Genomic DNA, 12,409 nt, shown 5'->3' on the forward strand with positions numbered 1-12,409 from the left:
CGCTGCCTTGCGAGAGATGCGCATTCTAGACCTTCGTCGATACGTGTCAACGGTTTTTTTGAAATAAATCTGAAACACCTCTGAAAAGCCCGTCACACGGGCTTTTCTTCTGAAGGCCCTCAGGCGGCCTCCAGCCTCACCCGCGCAATTCGTCGCTTACCCACCTGCAACAGACAGGTCTCACCCGCGTGGACGGTATGCTTGGCGTTCTTGATCGGCTCGCCGTCGAGGCGCACAGCCCCTTGCTTGAGCAGGCGCATACCCTCGCCGTTGCTTTGAGTCAGGCCGGCCGCCACCAGCAACGCGGCCATCTGCAGCCCGTCGTTGTCCACCGGGACTGTAGTTATCGGCAGATCCTCCGGGACGACACCCTGACGAAAACGCGAGACGAAAGCCTCATGGGCATCGGCGGCCGCTTGCTCGCCATGAAAACGCGCGACGATCTCCCCGGCCAGCTTGTACTTGTAATCGCGCGGGTTCGCGCCCGCCGCGACCTCGTCGCGATACGCGGCAATGGTTTCCGCAGGCTCGAACGACAACAGCTCGAAGTAGCGCCACATCAGATCGTCGGATATCGACATGAGCTTGCCGTACTGTTCGTCCGGTGCCTCATCGATGCCCACGTAGTTGCCAAGCGACTTCGACATCTTGTTGACGCCATCCAGCCCTTCGAGCAACGGCATGGTCAGCACGGCCTGTGGCTTCTGGCCATAGATCTGCTGAAGATGACGCCCCATCAGCAGGTTGAACTTCTGGTCGGTACCACCGAGCTCAAGATCCGCCTCGAGCGCTACGGAGTCGTAACCCTGCAGCAACGGGTAAAGGAATTCATGAATCGCGATTGGCTGGTTCGACTGGTAACGCTTGTGGAAGTCGTCCCGCTCGAGCATGCGGGCCACCGTGTGCGTCGCGGCTAGCTTGATCATGTCCGCGCCGGTGAATTCATTCAGCCAGCTGGAGTTGAAGACCACGCGCGTGCGCTCGCGATCCAATATCCGGAAGATCTGAGCTTCGTACGTACGCGCATTCTCCGCGACCTCGGCCTCGGTCAGCGGCTTGCGGGTCACGTTCTTGCCCGTCGGGTCGCCGATCATGCCGGTGAAGTCGCCGATCAGAAACACCACGTCGTGGCCCATATCCTGGAACCAGCGCAGCTTGTTGAGCAGCACGGTATGTCCCAGATGCAGATCGGGCGCCGTAGGATCGAACCCCGCCTTGATTACCAGTCGCTCACCGGCGGCACTCGCTTTTTCGAAACGCTCGCGGAATTCGGCTTCCGGAATGACTTCATCCGCGCCGCGAACGATCTCGGCCCAGTCTTGACTCGTCAACGCCTGCTCCGTTTCTGATATCGCTTAGCGCGCCAAGTCTAGGGCCTGTTCGGATTTCGCGCGAGCCCACGCCATCACCCGGGGGCGCCCTATACGCGGTGCTGCGGCAACACCGTCTCGCCCAAGCGGCGAGGGTCGCTAGGTCGGACGTGCTATACGGAAAAACATCAAGCTTTCCTTGCACTGCAAGGCCCCGGCCCGGGGCATACATTACGGCCCGAACACCCGCACCGACGGCGCGACTCCCGCCTTCTCCTACCCCATATCCGAGCAGCGCACACGCGACATGCTGTTACCACCACGAGACCTCGGGCCGCGCGAATTTGCTAAGCCCCGGTAATTGTGCTCTTTTAAGCCAATTCCGGCGAGGCACGGCATCGGGGGCACGGCACGCCGGCATTAGACTCGGGCAGGAATACGACGGGAATCTATGGGCAAACTTGTCGATCGGGATTATCTGTGGCTGCGCGAAACAGCGCAGAAGTCGCCGGCTTGGCGCCCCTGGGCGCCGATTGCACTGGTACCGGTCGCCGCCGCTGCCCTGGCGTGGTATCTCACTACCCCTGACACGGCAGCCACCGACGGCGACAGCTATACCCCGCCTATCAGCCGAAGCGTGATCCCGGCCGCTCCGAACGCTCGTGCCATACCGGTCAACTTCAACCCGGCGCTCAGCCCGGCACGCGCCATGTCGCCGGCCCGGCCAATCGAGCTGGCGTTCGCTCCGGCCCAGTCACTGACGTCCAACAACGGTAATGGGCCGGATCTCAAGCCGGGCTGGCATCGGGTCACCATCGCGGACGGCGACACGCTTTCTCTCGCCTTCGCCCGCAATGGGCTGTCCTACATGGACTCATTGCGCATCGCCCACATGCCGAAACTGGGCCACTATTTCACCCGCGGGCTGCAGGCGGGCGACGTGCTCGACGTCAAGGCTGACGACACCGGGCGGGTGGAACAGGTCAGTTATACAGTCGACGCACTCCATCATCTGACCGTCCGACGAACCCAGGACGGTTTCGTCGGCGCATTGGCCGAACGTGCCGCCGAGCATCGACAAACTGCAGTCAGCGGCGTCATCCAGGAGAGCTTCTACAAGGACGCGGTGGCGGCCGGACTCACCGACCGGCAGGCCGCGGCGCTCCATCGTATTTTTGCCTGGGACGTGGACTTCAGCCGCGACATCCAGCCCGGCGATCGCTTCGCCGTGGTTTACGACACGCTGTATCACAAGAACAAGAAGATCGGCGTCGGACCGATTTTGGCAGCGGCACTGATCAACCACGGGCGTGTCATCCGCGCCATACGCTACACCGACTCCAGCGGGCAGAGTGAGTACTACCACCCGGACGGGAAGCCGATGCGCCAAGCGTTCGTGCGCGCGCCAGTGGATTACACGCACATCAGCTCGCCATTCAATCTGAACCGGCTGCACCCGATTCTGCATCGCATCCGCCGCCACGAAGGCACCGACTACGCGGCCCCCGAAGGCACGCCGATTCACGCCACCGGCAACGGACGAATCATCTTCGAGGGACGCCGTGGTGGCTATGGCAACGTGGTGATCATGCGACACGATCAACACATCACGATGCGGTTCGCTCACATGTCGCGTTTCGCTCACGGTCTGCACGTAGGCAGCCAGATCAAGGAAGGGCAGACCATCGGCTACGTGGGCATGACCGGATTGGCCACCGGCCCGCATGTGCACTATGAGTTCCGGGTCGATGGCAAGCCGCGTAACCCGCAGACCGTCTCGCTGCCCGGTGCGCCGCCTTTAACCGGCAAGGCGCTGGCGGCGTTCAAATCGCAACAGGCCGACGCGATCGCCAGGATCGACGACATGGCCGACGATGCCCGGGTTCGCATGGCTTCGGCGGCCGATCCGCATTCATGACGACAGCAGACTGCTATGTCGGGCTGATGTCCGGCACCAGCGTGGACGCCGTCGACGCCATCGTGGCGCGTTTTCCTGGCGACGACGAGCCGCCGGCTATCCTCGCGACCCACAGCGAGCCGCCGCCGGAGGCGTTGCGCCGCGAACTGCTGGAGCTGTCGAACGCCGAACGCCGACTGAGCCTGCTGGAGTTCGGTCATTTGGATCAGGCCGTCGGCCAATGGTTCGCCAAGGCTGCGAAAACGGCCATCGCCCGGGCCGGGCTCGCGCCGACACGGGTTACCGCCATCGGCAGTCATGGCCAGACCGTCTGGCATGCCCCCGATAATGACCCGGCGTTCAGCCTGCAGATCGGTGCGGCGCCCCGAATCGCGGCGGAGACCGGCTGCGCCGTCGTCTCGGATTTTCGCAATGCGGACATCGCCCTGGGGGGCCAGGGCGCCCCTCTGGTATGCGCTTTTCATGCCGCGCTGTTCGCTGCGGCCGACGTCAACCGCGTCGCCGTAAATATCGGCGGCATCGCCAATATCACGCTTTTGCCCCGCAGCGCGCGCGAAGACGCTACGACCATTCGCGGCTTCGATACCGGGCCGGGCAACGGCTTGATGGATGCCTGGATCCAGCGCCATCGAAACGTCGGCCACGACGCCGAAGGCGCCTGGGCGGCCTCGGGCCGAGTCGATGACCTGCTGCTGGCGCAGCTGCTCGGCGACGAATATTTCCGTCGTGAACCACCGAAGAGTACGGGCCGCGAATATTTCGGCCTGGCCTGGCTGGATCGGCACCTAGCCGCGCTCGATCACGCGCCGACGCCGGCCGATGTGCAAGCCACCCTCTGCGAACTGACGGCCATCACCATCGTCGACGCCATCGACCGCTTCGGCTCCGGCCGCGAGACGTTATATCTATGTGGCGGGGGCGTGCATAACCGTTATCTGGTCGAGCGCCTGACCGAACTGGCCACACCACGATCCGTGGCAACGACCGAGGCCCTGGGTCTTGATCCGGATTGGATCGAAGCTCTGGCGTTCGCCTGGCTGGCCCGTCAGCGCGTGCTGGGGCGCCCCGGCAACGCGCCCGGCGTAACGGGCGCACGCGGGTTAGCGGTTCTCGGCGGCTGGCACGCGCCACCGCCTATGGATTCCTGACTCGCCCGGCAGCTCAAGAGCAGCCGTACGTGCGCCAACGCCGGAAAGAAATGCGCCACGCAAACCCTACCGGCACGATGACGCGCCGGTACGATTGAGTCGGGCAGAAAGCGCCACGGTCCCGGCCAGCCATAGCATTGGGGTGACGAATCATGAACGGCGCCGCGCTGCGCGCGGGCTTTGCTCCGCAAAGCTCGAGCGTCGTTAATCACCCCGCTTCGCCTGCGGCGAAGCCGCCCCTCAAGGGGCTAGGGCGTGTTGAGGTTTCGTGCCAGTCCGCGTTGGCGTCCGCAAATCGTGTCCGGCAAGGCGCGAGTCGCCGCGTCGTGGCGTGCCACGACCCAGACTCGCTACGCCGAAGGGCGCCCCTGGTTAATTTTTTATGGGCGGCCCACCCCGAAGGGACAAGCGCTGTTTTGCGGCAATCCAGCGTTGTCGCTCTCTCGCGTAGAACGACTACGCCACGTTCGCTACGCCTCGTCTTGCCGCAAAACTGCGCTTGGCGCGGACTCGAACGAAACCTCAACACGCCCTAAGGCGCGCAGGCGGGATTTATACCGCGAACGAGTTACCGCAGCCGCAAGTGGTTGTGGCGTTGGGGTTACGAATCACAAACTGCGCCGCGCTGCGCGCGGGCTTTGCTCCGCAAAGCTCGAGCATCGTTGTCACCCCGCTTCGCCTGCGGCGAAGCCGCCCCTCAAGGGGCGAAGGCGCGCAGGCCGGACCTATACTGCGAACGAGTTACCGCAGCCGCAAGTGGTTGTGGCGTTGGGGTTACGAATCACGAACTGCGCGCCTTCGATCCCATCCGAAAAATCGATTTCGGCGCCCATGAGGTAGAGCACGCTCATGGGATCGACCAGCAGCGTCACGCCTTGTTTTTCGATCAGCGTATCGCCTTCCTCGACGTTTTCGTCGAAGGTGAAGCCGTACTGGAACCCCGAACACCCGCCGCCGGAGACGAACACGCGCAGCTTGAGGGCGTCGTTGTCCTCGTCTTCCAACAGCTCCTTGACCTTGATGGCCGCAGCGTCAGTAAAGACCAATGCAGCCTGGTCGGCTTCCTGGTCCATGGTTTCAGTCGCAGTACTCATAAGCGTTGTCCGTGTCGAACCCGCGTTGACTATCATACGACATCAGTGCGACTCGTATGTTTTCAAGGGGCGGGTCTGCAAGAAATCTCAAAAAATTCAGGGCACCGGCGCCGTAGCAGTCAATCCGCAGGTCTCCGGCGCGCCGATCATCAGGTTGAAGCACTGAACGGCCTGCCCGGCCGCGCCCTTGACCAGATTGTCGATGGTGGACAGCACCACGGCCTGGTCGCCGGCCTGCGGCCGATGCACGGCAAGACGACACATGTTGGTGGCGCGGACATGCCGTGTTTCCGGCGTACCGCCGGCCGCCAACACATCGACGAACGGCTCGTCGGCGTAGGCCTGCTCGTAGAGCTGCTGCAAATCGGCGTTCTCGGTAAGGCTCGCGTACAGGGTCGCATGAATCCCGCGCACCATGGGTACCAGATGCGGCACGAACGTCAATCCGACCTCGCGCCGGGCCAACTCGCCCAGGAACTGGCGAATCTCCGGCAGATGCCGATGCCCGGCCACGCCGTAGGCTTTGAAGGAATCGGTCGCCTCGGCGAACAGGAATCCCGGAGCCAGCTTCATGCCGGCGCCCGAGACGCCGGTCTTGGCATCTGCAATCAACCGATCGAGATCGACGACACCGGCATCGACCAGCGGCTTGAATCCCAGCAGGATCGCGGTCGGATAGCACCCCGGGCAGGCCACCAGATCGGCGGCCGCGATCGCCTCGCGCCGCCCGAGTTCGGGCAGGCCATAGACCGCGCGCTCGATCAGTTCGGGGGCGGCGTGCTCGGTGTTGTACCACTGGGCCCAGAGCTCGGCATCGCGCAACCGGAAATCGGCCGAAAGATCGATGACGCGAACGCCAGCGTCGAGCAGGCGCGGCACGTCGTGCATGGCCGCGGCGTGCGGCGTGGCGAAGAACACCACGTCGCAACTCTCGAGGCCGCCCTCGTCCGGGGTCGAAAACGCCAGATCGACCACACCGCGCAGCTGCGGGTAGGCATCGGCAACCGGCGTGCCCGCGGCGCTACGCGAGGTCACCGCTGCGATCTCGGCCTCCGGGTGCGCCGACAACAGACGCAGTAACTCAGCCCCGGCGTATCCCGTACCGCCGACCAGACCTATTTTCTGCCTGCCAGTCATGACTCGATCGCTACTGCCATAAAAATCAACGTCGCATATTACCACTCGCCATTGGTCGAACCCCAGCCGCCGGCTCCTCCCGTACAAAGCAAGGCCGCCCACCGTCGCATCGTGGCGTGCTATCGCCATCCAGCCAGCCCTCTTGCTCGTGTAAAGTAATTGGACCGCGAGCGCAGCGACCGGGCTGACCGCCAGTCGTCGTTTGCCGGGCACTGGCCGTCGCATGGCAAACCAGCCTCCAGGGGGGTCAACTCCGCCGCATGCCGCCGAAGTCCCGCATGGTGCATTGGCGCCGACGTGTTCGGCGCGCCTGGTCTCGCCGCACGGAGCATTGGCGCAGCCAGCTGGCGGACGTCGAAAACACGCCGGGCCTGGGCTTGTTATGCCTGCTGGGCGCGGTCACCGGCGGCCTCGCCGGGGCGGCCATCCTCGTGCTCTACGGCCTCATCGAAGCGATTCAGCTGCCGCTGTTCGCGCTTTTCGGCGATCACCAGGACACCTTCGTCGAATCCGATCTGGCCTTTCGCCTCGCCGTGCCAATCATTGGCGCGCTCGTGCTCGGCCTGATCGTCGAGTGGCGGCACAAGGCGCTGGAAAACGGCATCGTGCATGTCATCGAACGCCTGATGTATTACCAGGGCCTGCTACCGCTACGGGCGGCGCTCACCGATCTCGCCGCGTCGGCGATTTCGATCGCCACCGGCCAGTCGGTCGGCCGCGAAGGTACGGCCGTGCACGCGGGCGCATTCACGGGCAGCTGGCTAGCCCGACGCTTGTCGCTGCCCAATAACAGCGTGCGCACGCTGGTGGGTTGCGGCACGGCGGCCGGTATCGCCGCGTCGTTCAATACCCCGCTGGCCGCGGTGATTTTCGCGATGGAAGTGGTGATGATGGAGTACACCATCGCCGGTTTCGCGCCGATCATTCTCGCCGCCGTGAGCGGGTCGCTGGTCACGCTGGATCTGCCCAACGTGCACCCCGGCCTGACCGGTGCCGCCGAGCATTTCCACGCCGCCGAGTTGCCGATCATGACCGCGATGGGCCTTGCGCTCGGCGTACTCGGCGGCGGCTTTACGCGCTTGGTGGGCCAGACCGTGCCGTATTTCGCCAAGATACGGATCAGCCTGCGCATGGCGCTCGCCGGCCTGGTCACGGGCGTGCTGGCCATCGTCTTTCCGCAGATCATGGGTTTGGGTTTCGAGACCGTGAACCGCGCGCTGGCCGGCGACTACGGCGCCACGATGTCGCTCGGCATCGGCCTGGCCAAGCTCGTGGCCACCCTGTTCGCAGTCGCCGCTGCCATCCCGGGCGGGGTCATTCTGCCCATGTTTGTCGCCGGGGCCGCCCTGGGTAGCGCGTTCGGCGCCGCAGCCGCCGGCCTGCTGCCCATTCCGGTCAGCGGCCCGGGCTTGTACGCCTTGCTCGGGATTGGCGCCATGATGGCCGCGGTATTACAGGCGCCGTTGTCGGCCCTGGTGGCGGTACTCGAACTGTCCGGCCAGACCGATATGGTGCTCCCGGGCATGCTCGTGATCATCGCCGCGCTGGTTGTATCGCGCCGGATCGCGGTTTCGGATTCGATCTTCCGTTTGCTCATGCGCCGGCGCGGACTCGATTATCGCAACGACCCCGTCTCGCAGTATTTGCGGCGGGCCAGTGTGTTGAACGCCATGAACCGGCGTTTCCGCGTGCTCGATGCCAAGACCACCCGAGGCGCGGTCGTCGATGCCCTGGACGCCGGTGTCGACTGGCTGTTGATCCGGCCGGCCGAAGGCCGCGCCCAGCTCATGCGCCCGGACGAACTCAAGCGCATGCTGGCCGAGGACGAGACCGGCGACCCAAGTCGTGCGATCGATCTCATGGATATTCCCGCTCACCGCGCCGATGCCTATCCGATCGATGTGCGCGCCAGCCTGCAGGAAGCCTACGATCAGTTCGAGTCCACCGAAGCCGAGGCCCTGGTGGTCCAGCGCGCGACCTCGCTGACCGGGCGCCATCCGACGCCCTACGGCATCCTTACGCCGGCCGCCGTCGCCGCAACTTATCGCCGCTGACTGCGACCACAGGTCGCGCCATGCGGCCCCAGCATTCATGACCGATACAATGGCGCCGTTGCCCCATCGCTGTAGGAGAACCGAATGCTGTTTCTTTGGATCGAGGCCTTGCACGTCACATCCATGGTGCTGTGGCTCGCCGGGCTACTGAGCCTGCCCTGGCTGTTCGCTACCCACGCCGCGACGCAGGGCCAGGCCGAGCGCGCTCGGTTTGCGGGCCTCGAGCGCCAACTCTCGATGCTGATGTCGATCGCTGCTCTTGCCACGATCGTATTCGGCATCTGGATGCTGACACTGCTCGGGGGAGGCTGGCTTGCGGCGAACGGCTGGTTCCATGCCAAGCTCACCCTGGTCGTACTGATGATCGGTTACCACGGCTGGTGCCAGGTGCAAGCAAAAAAGTTGCGCGAGGATCGGGCCAGCCGCACCCCTTCCTTCTATCGCGGCGTGACCGTCGTGCCAACGGCCTTGCTGTTGCTGATCATGCTACTGGTCTTCGTCAAACCGTTCTGACCGACGGCGGGTTCCGCCAAGAAAAAACCCGCCGTGATCGCTCACGGCGGGTTTCTTTTCGGACCGTGCCAATCGCCCGCTATTCGGCGTCTGGCGTCTGGTTGATGTTCGGGCCGGTCTGCGACTGCAGATAGTTCGCCTCGCCCATGCTCTTGATCAGGTCGAGCTGGGTTTCGATGTAGTCGATATGTTCTTCCTCGTCCGCCAGGATCTCGACGAACAGATCACGCGTGGCGTAGTCGCCGGCCTCTTCGCAGACCTTGATCGCTTCCTTGTAATGAGCGTGGCCTTCGTATTCCGCCGCCAAGTCGCATTCGAGCATTTCCTGGGGTTTCTCGCCGATGCGTAGCTTGCCCAGATCCTGCAGGTTGGGCAGACCATTGAGGAACAGGATGCGCTTGATGAAGCGATCCGCGTGATGCATTTCCTCGATGGACTCGTTGTACTCGTGCTTACCGAGTTCGAAGAACCCCATGTCTTCGTACATGCGCGCGTGCAGGAAATACTGGTTGATGGCGGTCAACTCCAGTTTGAGCCCTTCCTGCAGATATTTGATGACGGTTGCGTCGCCTTTCATTGCTTGTTCCTGTGTGGGCCTGAGAACTCCCAGCAAGCCTAGCCAAAGACTTCACGCCACACAAATGGGGCCGATACGCGTCAGGCCGTCGCGGCAACGGGCAACGGCTGAGCCTGCTCCTCGGCCATCGCAGCGCGGCGCTCGCTTTCCTGGCGACACTCGCGCAGCACGTCACGAGCGCAGGGCGCACAGCGGCCGCAACACCCGGCTACGCCGAGCTTTTGACGCAGCAGACGCATGCTACAAGCGCCCTCGCAGTAGGCTTCGCGAATCTGGCAGTCGGTGACCGCATTGCACACGCAAACGTACATGAGCATTACCTCCGACGCGCAGTACAACGCTAATGAGAATTATTGTCAACTACGAATGCTTATATCGGTCTCGCCGCACGCTACTGACAGCGGCGGAGTCGCCTCGCCTGTCCTCGCGATCAGGGCGTCGGGCCAGGGTTCAGGCAACAAGCGAGTTCATCGAGCGCGCGCTGGTAAACCTGCCGCTTGAAGAACACGACTTCATCCACCGGGTGCCAGTAATCTACCCAACGGTAACCGTCGAATTCGGGTTTTTCAGTGGCATCGAAGCGCACGCAGGACTCGGGCGCGACCAGCTGCAACATGAACCATTTCTGTTTCTGGCCGATGCAGAGCGGTTGACGATGGCGCCGGATATAGCGCTTGGGCAGGCGATAACGCAGCCAGCTGCGGGTTGCGCCGACAATCTCGACGTGTTCCGGGCGCAACCCAACCTCTTCTTCCAATTCGCGATAAAGAGCAGCCGTTGCATCCTCGCCCTGGCGAATACCGCCTTGAGGGAATTGCCAGGATTGCTGACCAATGCGCTTGGCCCAGAACACCTGACCTTGCTGATTGCTCAAGATGATGCCGACGTTCGCTCGGAACCCTTGTGCATCAATCACGACACGACCCTCGGTAAAACTACTGAATCAATTCTTTCATAAAATCGCAAGAAACGAAAAAACACAGGCTGAATCCATCGAATCGATGCAGACGGCACGCAATTCTATTGTGCTCTAATTTCCCCGCTTCCCACGGCCCCTTGCAGCCGTCATCATTACCCGTCTTCGATTTTCAACGCCAGCCGGGAGCCCCGACGTGCGACTGACTTTTTTCGATCTCGATCAGACCCTGCTCGAAGGGGATAGCGACTACGAGTGGGGGCGTTTCCTGGTCGACGAAGCCGTGGTTGACGGGCCGACCTATGCCCGGGCCAACGAGCAATTCAAAGCCCAGTACGACGCGGGCGAACTGGATATCCATGCGTATCAGCGGTTCGTGCTGCAACCATTGATAGACGAGCCGATCGCGCGCATGCACGCGCTACGAGCGCGTTTCGTCGCCGAACGCATCGGCCCCGTGGTGGCGCGTCAGGCCAGCGCGGTGGTGGACTTCCATCGCCGCCGCGGCGATACCCTGGCCATCATCACCGCGACCAATCGCTTTGTGACTGAGCCCATCGCCGAGCTGCTCGGCATCGAGCACCTGATCGCGACCGAGCCGGAAGTCGTGGACGGCGCCTATACCGGCGCGATCGCCGGCACACCGTCTTATCGTGAGGGCAAGATCACACGCGCCCGGGATTTCGTCGCGAGCCTGGACGCCGCGCCGGAAACGATTACGTTCTATTCCGACTCACACAACGATTTGCCGTTGCTGCGCTGGGCCGATCGCCCGGTGGCGGTCGACCCCGACCCGCGACTCGCCGCCGCCGCACGAGAGGCCGGCTGGCCGGTGATCACGCTACGCGGCGAGACCATGCCAGCGATCGACTGATCGCTGGCTGCAGTCCCGCGCGTCAGTCGCGCGGGGCGTGCTCGGCTTCGTTCCAGGCCGCCAGATACGGGGCCAGCGGCGCACGCACGCGGCCGTTGGTCGCCAGGGCGGTCCGCGACTCCAGATCGATCGGGCCGCCCCCGAGTTCGGTCACGTCGCCGCCGGCCTCGCGCACGATCACCGTCAGTGCGGCGATATCGAGGATATTCAGATCGGACTCGATTACGGCATCGATCGCGCCGCTCGCCAGCAGGTGGTAGTGATAGAAATCGCCGTAGCCCCGAATACGATGCACGTCCCCGACCAGCTCGCCGATCTTCGGCCAGGCCGGCGACGCCCCCAGCGCCCCGATATTGCCGGTCGACAGGCTGGTTTCGGCGATCTCGTCAATCGTGGACACATGGATCCGTTCGCCGTTGAGGAACGCACCCTGCCCGCGTGCGGCATACGCCATGTCGCCGTTACCGAAGGCCGGCGCGTTGGACACGCCCACGATCAGCTCACCCTGGTGCATCAGCGCGATCTGGGTCGAAAAAAACGGGTAGCCGCGCACGAAGCTCTTGGTGCCATCGATCGGATCGATCAGCCAGACATAGTCGGCGTCGATCGATTCACGGCCGAGTTCCTCGCCATAAAACCCGTGGTCCGGAAAGGCCTCGGCCAGCACGCGCTTGATCGTGCGCTCGCATTCGACATCGGCGATCGTCACCGGCGAGGCATCGGCCTTGCGCTCGACCTCGAAATCGCCATGGTAATAGCGATTGATGACCGTCTCCGCCGCGCGCGCGGCCTCGATCGCGGTCTCCAGATAACGGCTCAGATCCTCGGCCACGGTCTCTCCTTGCTTGAACATCCGATGCGTATGCTA

Annotated in this window: 12 protein-coding genes and 1 pseudogene; 5 read left to right on the plus strand and 8 right to left on the minus strand. The window is 63.5% G+C overall.

Annotated features, from left to right (window positions below; translation table 11 throughout):
- Positions 1-119: 119 nt before the first annotated feature.
- Complete coding sequence (tyrS, locus tag C41B8_RS14390; protein ID WP_037339666.1) at positions 120-1,331, minus strand: tyrosine--tRNA ligase; 1,212 nt, start codon at positions 1,329-1,331, stop codon at positions 120-122.
- Positions 1,332-1,761: 430 nt separating this feature from the next.
- Between tyrS and C41B8_RS14395 the strand changes: the two genes are divergently transcribed.
- Together C41B8_RS14395 and C41B8_RS14400 are read left to right on the plus strand one after the other, a co-directional pair.
- A complete protein-coding gene (locus C41B8_RS14395; RefSeq protein WP_051883574.1) occupies positions 1,762-3,228 on the plus strand; it encodes an OapA family protein in 1,467 nt (488 codons plus the stop codon).
- Positions 3,225-4,376 carry an anhydro-N-acetylmuramic acid kinase gene (locus C41B8_RS14400; protein ID WP_037339668.1) on the plus strand — a complete coding sequence of 384 codons (1,152 nt, stop codon included), beginning with the start codon at positions 3,225-3,227 and terminating at the stop codon, positions 4,374-4,376. Before C41B8_RS14395 ends, C41B8_RS14400 begins: the two co-directional genes overlap by 4 nt.
- A gap of 552 nt (positions 4,377-4,928) precedes the next feature.
- Here the strand turns inward: C41B8_RS14400 and C41B8_RS21240 are convergent.
- The 3 genes and pseudogenes from C41B8_RS21240 to argC form a co-directional block, all read right to left on the minus strand.
- Positions 4,929-5,054: pseudogene (locus C41B8_RS21240) on the minus strand (iron-sulfur cluster insertion protein ErpA); the annotation flags it as partial.
- 47 nt (positions 5,055-5,101) lie between these two features.
- Positions 5,102-5,470, minus strand: a complete 369-nt coding sequence (erpA, locus tag C41B8_RS14405; RefSeq protein WP_037339671.1) for an iron-sulfur cluster insertion protein ErpA — start codon at positions 5,468-5,470, stop codon at positions 5,102-5,104.
- 96 nt (positions 5,471-5,566) lie between these two features.
- Entirely contained in the window at positions 5,567-6,607 is a 1,041-nt protein-coding gene (gene argC / locus C41B8_RS14410; RefSeq protein ID WP_037339674.1) for an N-acetyl-gamma-glutamyl-phosphate reductase, read from the minus strand.
- Between the two features lie 260 nt (positions 6,608-6,867).
- On the opposite strand from argC, the gene C41B8_RS14415 reads away from it, so the two are divergent.
- Together C41B8_RS14415 and C41B8_RS14420 are read left to right on the plus strand one after the other, a co-directional pair.
- Positions 6,868-8,661 carry a chloride channel protein gene (locus C41B8_RS14415; protein ID WP_051883575.1) on the plus strand — a complete coding sequence of 598 codons (1,794 nt, stop codon included), beginning with the start codon at positions 6,868-6,870 and terminating at the stop codon, positions 8,659-8,661.
- Between the two features lie 84 nt (positions 8,662-8,745).
- Positions 8,746-9,174: a CopD family protein gene (locus C41B8_RS14420; protein WP_037339676.1), complete on the plus strand. Its 429-nt coding sequence runs from the start codon at positions 8,746-8,748 to the stop codon at positions 9,172-9,174.
- Positions 9,175-9,253: 79 nt separating this feature from the next.
- Here the strand turns inward: C41B8_RS14420 and bfr are convergent, their stop codons facing one another.
- The 3 genes from bfr to C41B8_RS14435 all read right to left on the minus strand — a co-directional run bounded on the left by bfr (position 9,254) and on the right by C41B8_RS14435 (position 10,667).
- A complete protein-coding gene (gene bfr / locus C41B8_RS14425) occupies positions 9,254-9,751 on the minus strand; it encodes a bacterioferritin (RefSeq protein WP_037339680.1) in 498 nt (165 codons plus the stop codon).
- 80 nt (positions 9,752-9,831) lie between these two features.
- Positions 9,832-10,062 carry a (2Fe-2S)-binding protein gene (locus C41B8_RS14430; RefSeq protein WP_037339732.1) on the minus strand — a complete coding sequence of 77 codons (231 nt, stop codon included), beginning with the start codon at positions 10,060-10,062 and terminating at the stop codon, positions 9,832-9,834.
- 119 nt (positions 10,063-10,181) lie between these two features.
- Complete coding sequence (locus C41B8_RS14435; RefSeq protein WP_037339683.1) at positions 10,182-10,667, minus strand: RNA pyrophosphohydrolase; 486 nt, start codon at positions 10,665-10,667, stop codon at positions 10,182-10,184.
- A gap of 196 nt (positions 10,668-10,863) precedes the next feature.
- Between C41B8_RS14435 and C41B8_RS14440 the strand changes: the two genes are divergently transcribed.
- Positions 10,864-11,541 (plus strand): histidinol-phosphatase, encoded by a 678-nt coding sequence (locus C41B8_RS14440; protein WP_037339685.1) that lies wholly within the window; start codon positions 10,864-10,866, stop codon positions 11,539-11,541.
- Positions 11,542-11,563: 22 nt separating this feature from the next.
- Here the strand turns inward: C41B8_RS14440 and C41B8_RS14445 are convergent, their stop codons facing one another.
- Positions 11,564-12,373 (minus strand): inositol monophosphatase family protein, encoded by an 810-nt coding sequence (locus C41B8_RS14445; RefSeq protein WP_232226084.1) that lies wholly within the window; start codon positions 12,371-12,373, stop codon positions 11,564-11,566.
- Positions 12,374-12,409: the final 36 nt, after the last annotated feature.

The sequence above is a fragment of the Salinisphaera hydrothermalis C41B8 genome, assembly GCF_000732535.1.
Classification (GTDB): Bacteria; Pseudomonadota; Gammaproteobacteria; order Nevskiales; family Salinisphaeraceae; genus Salinisphaera; species Salinisphaera hydrothermalis.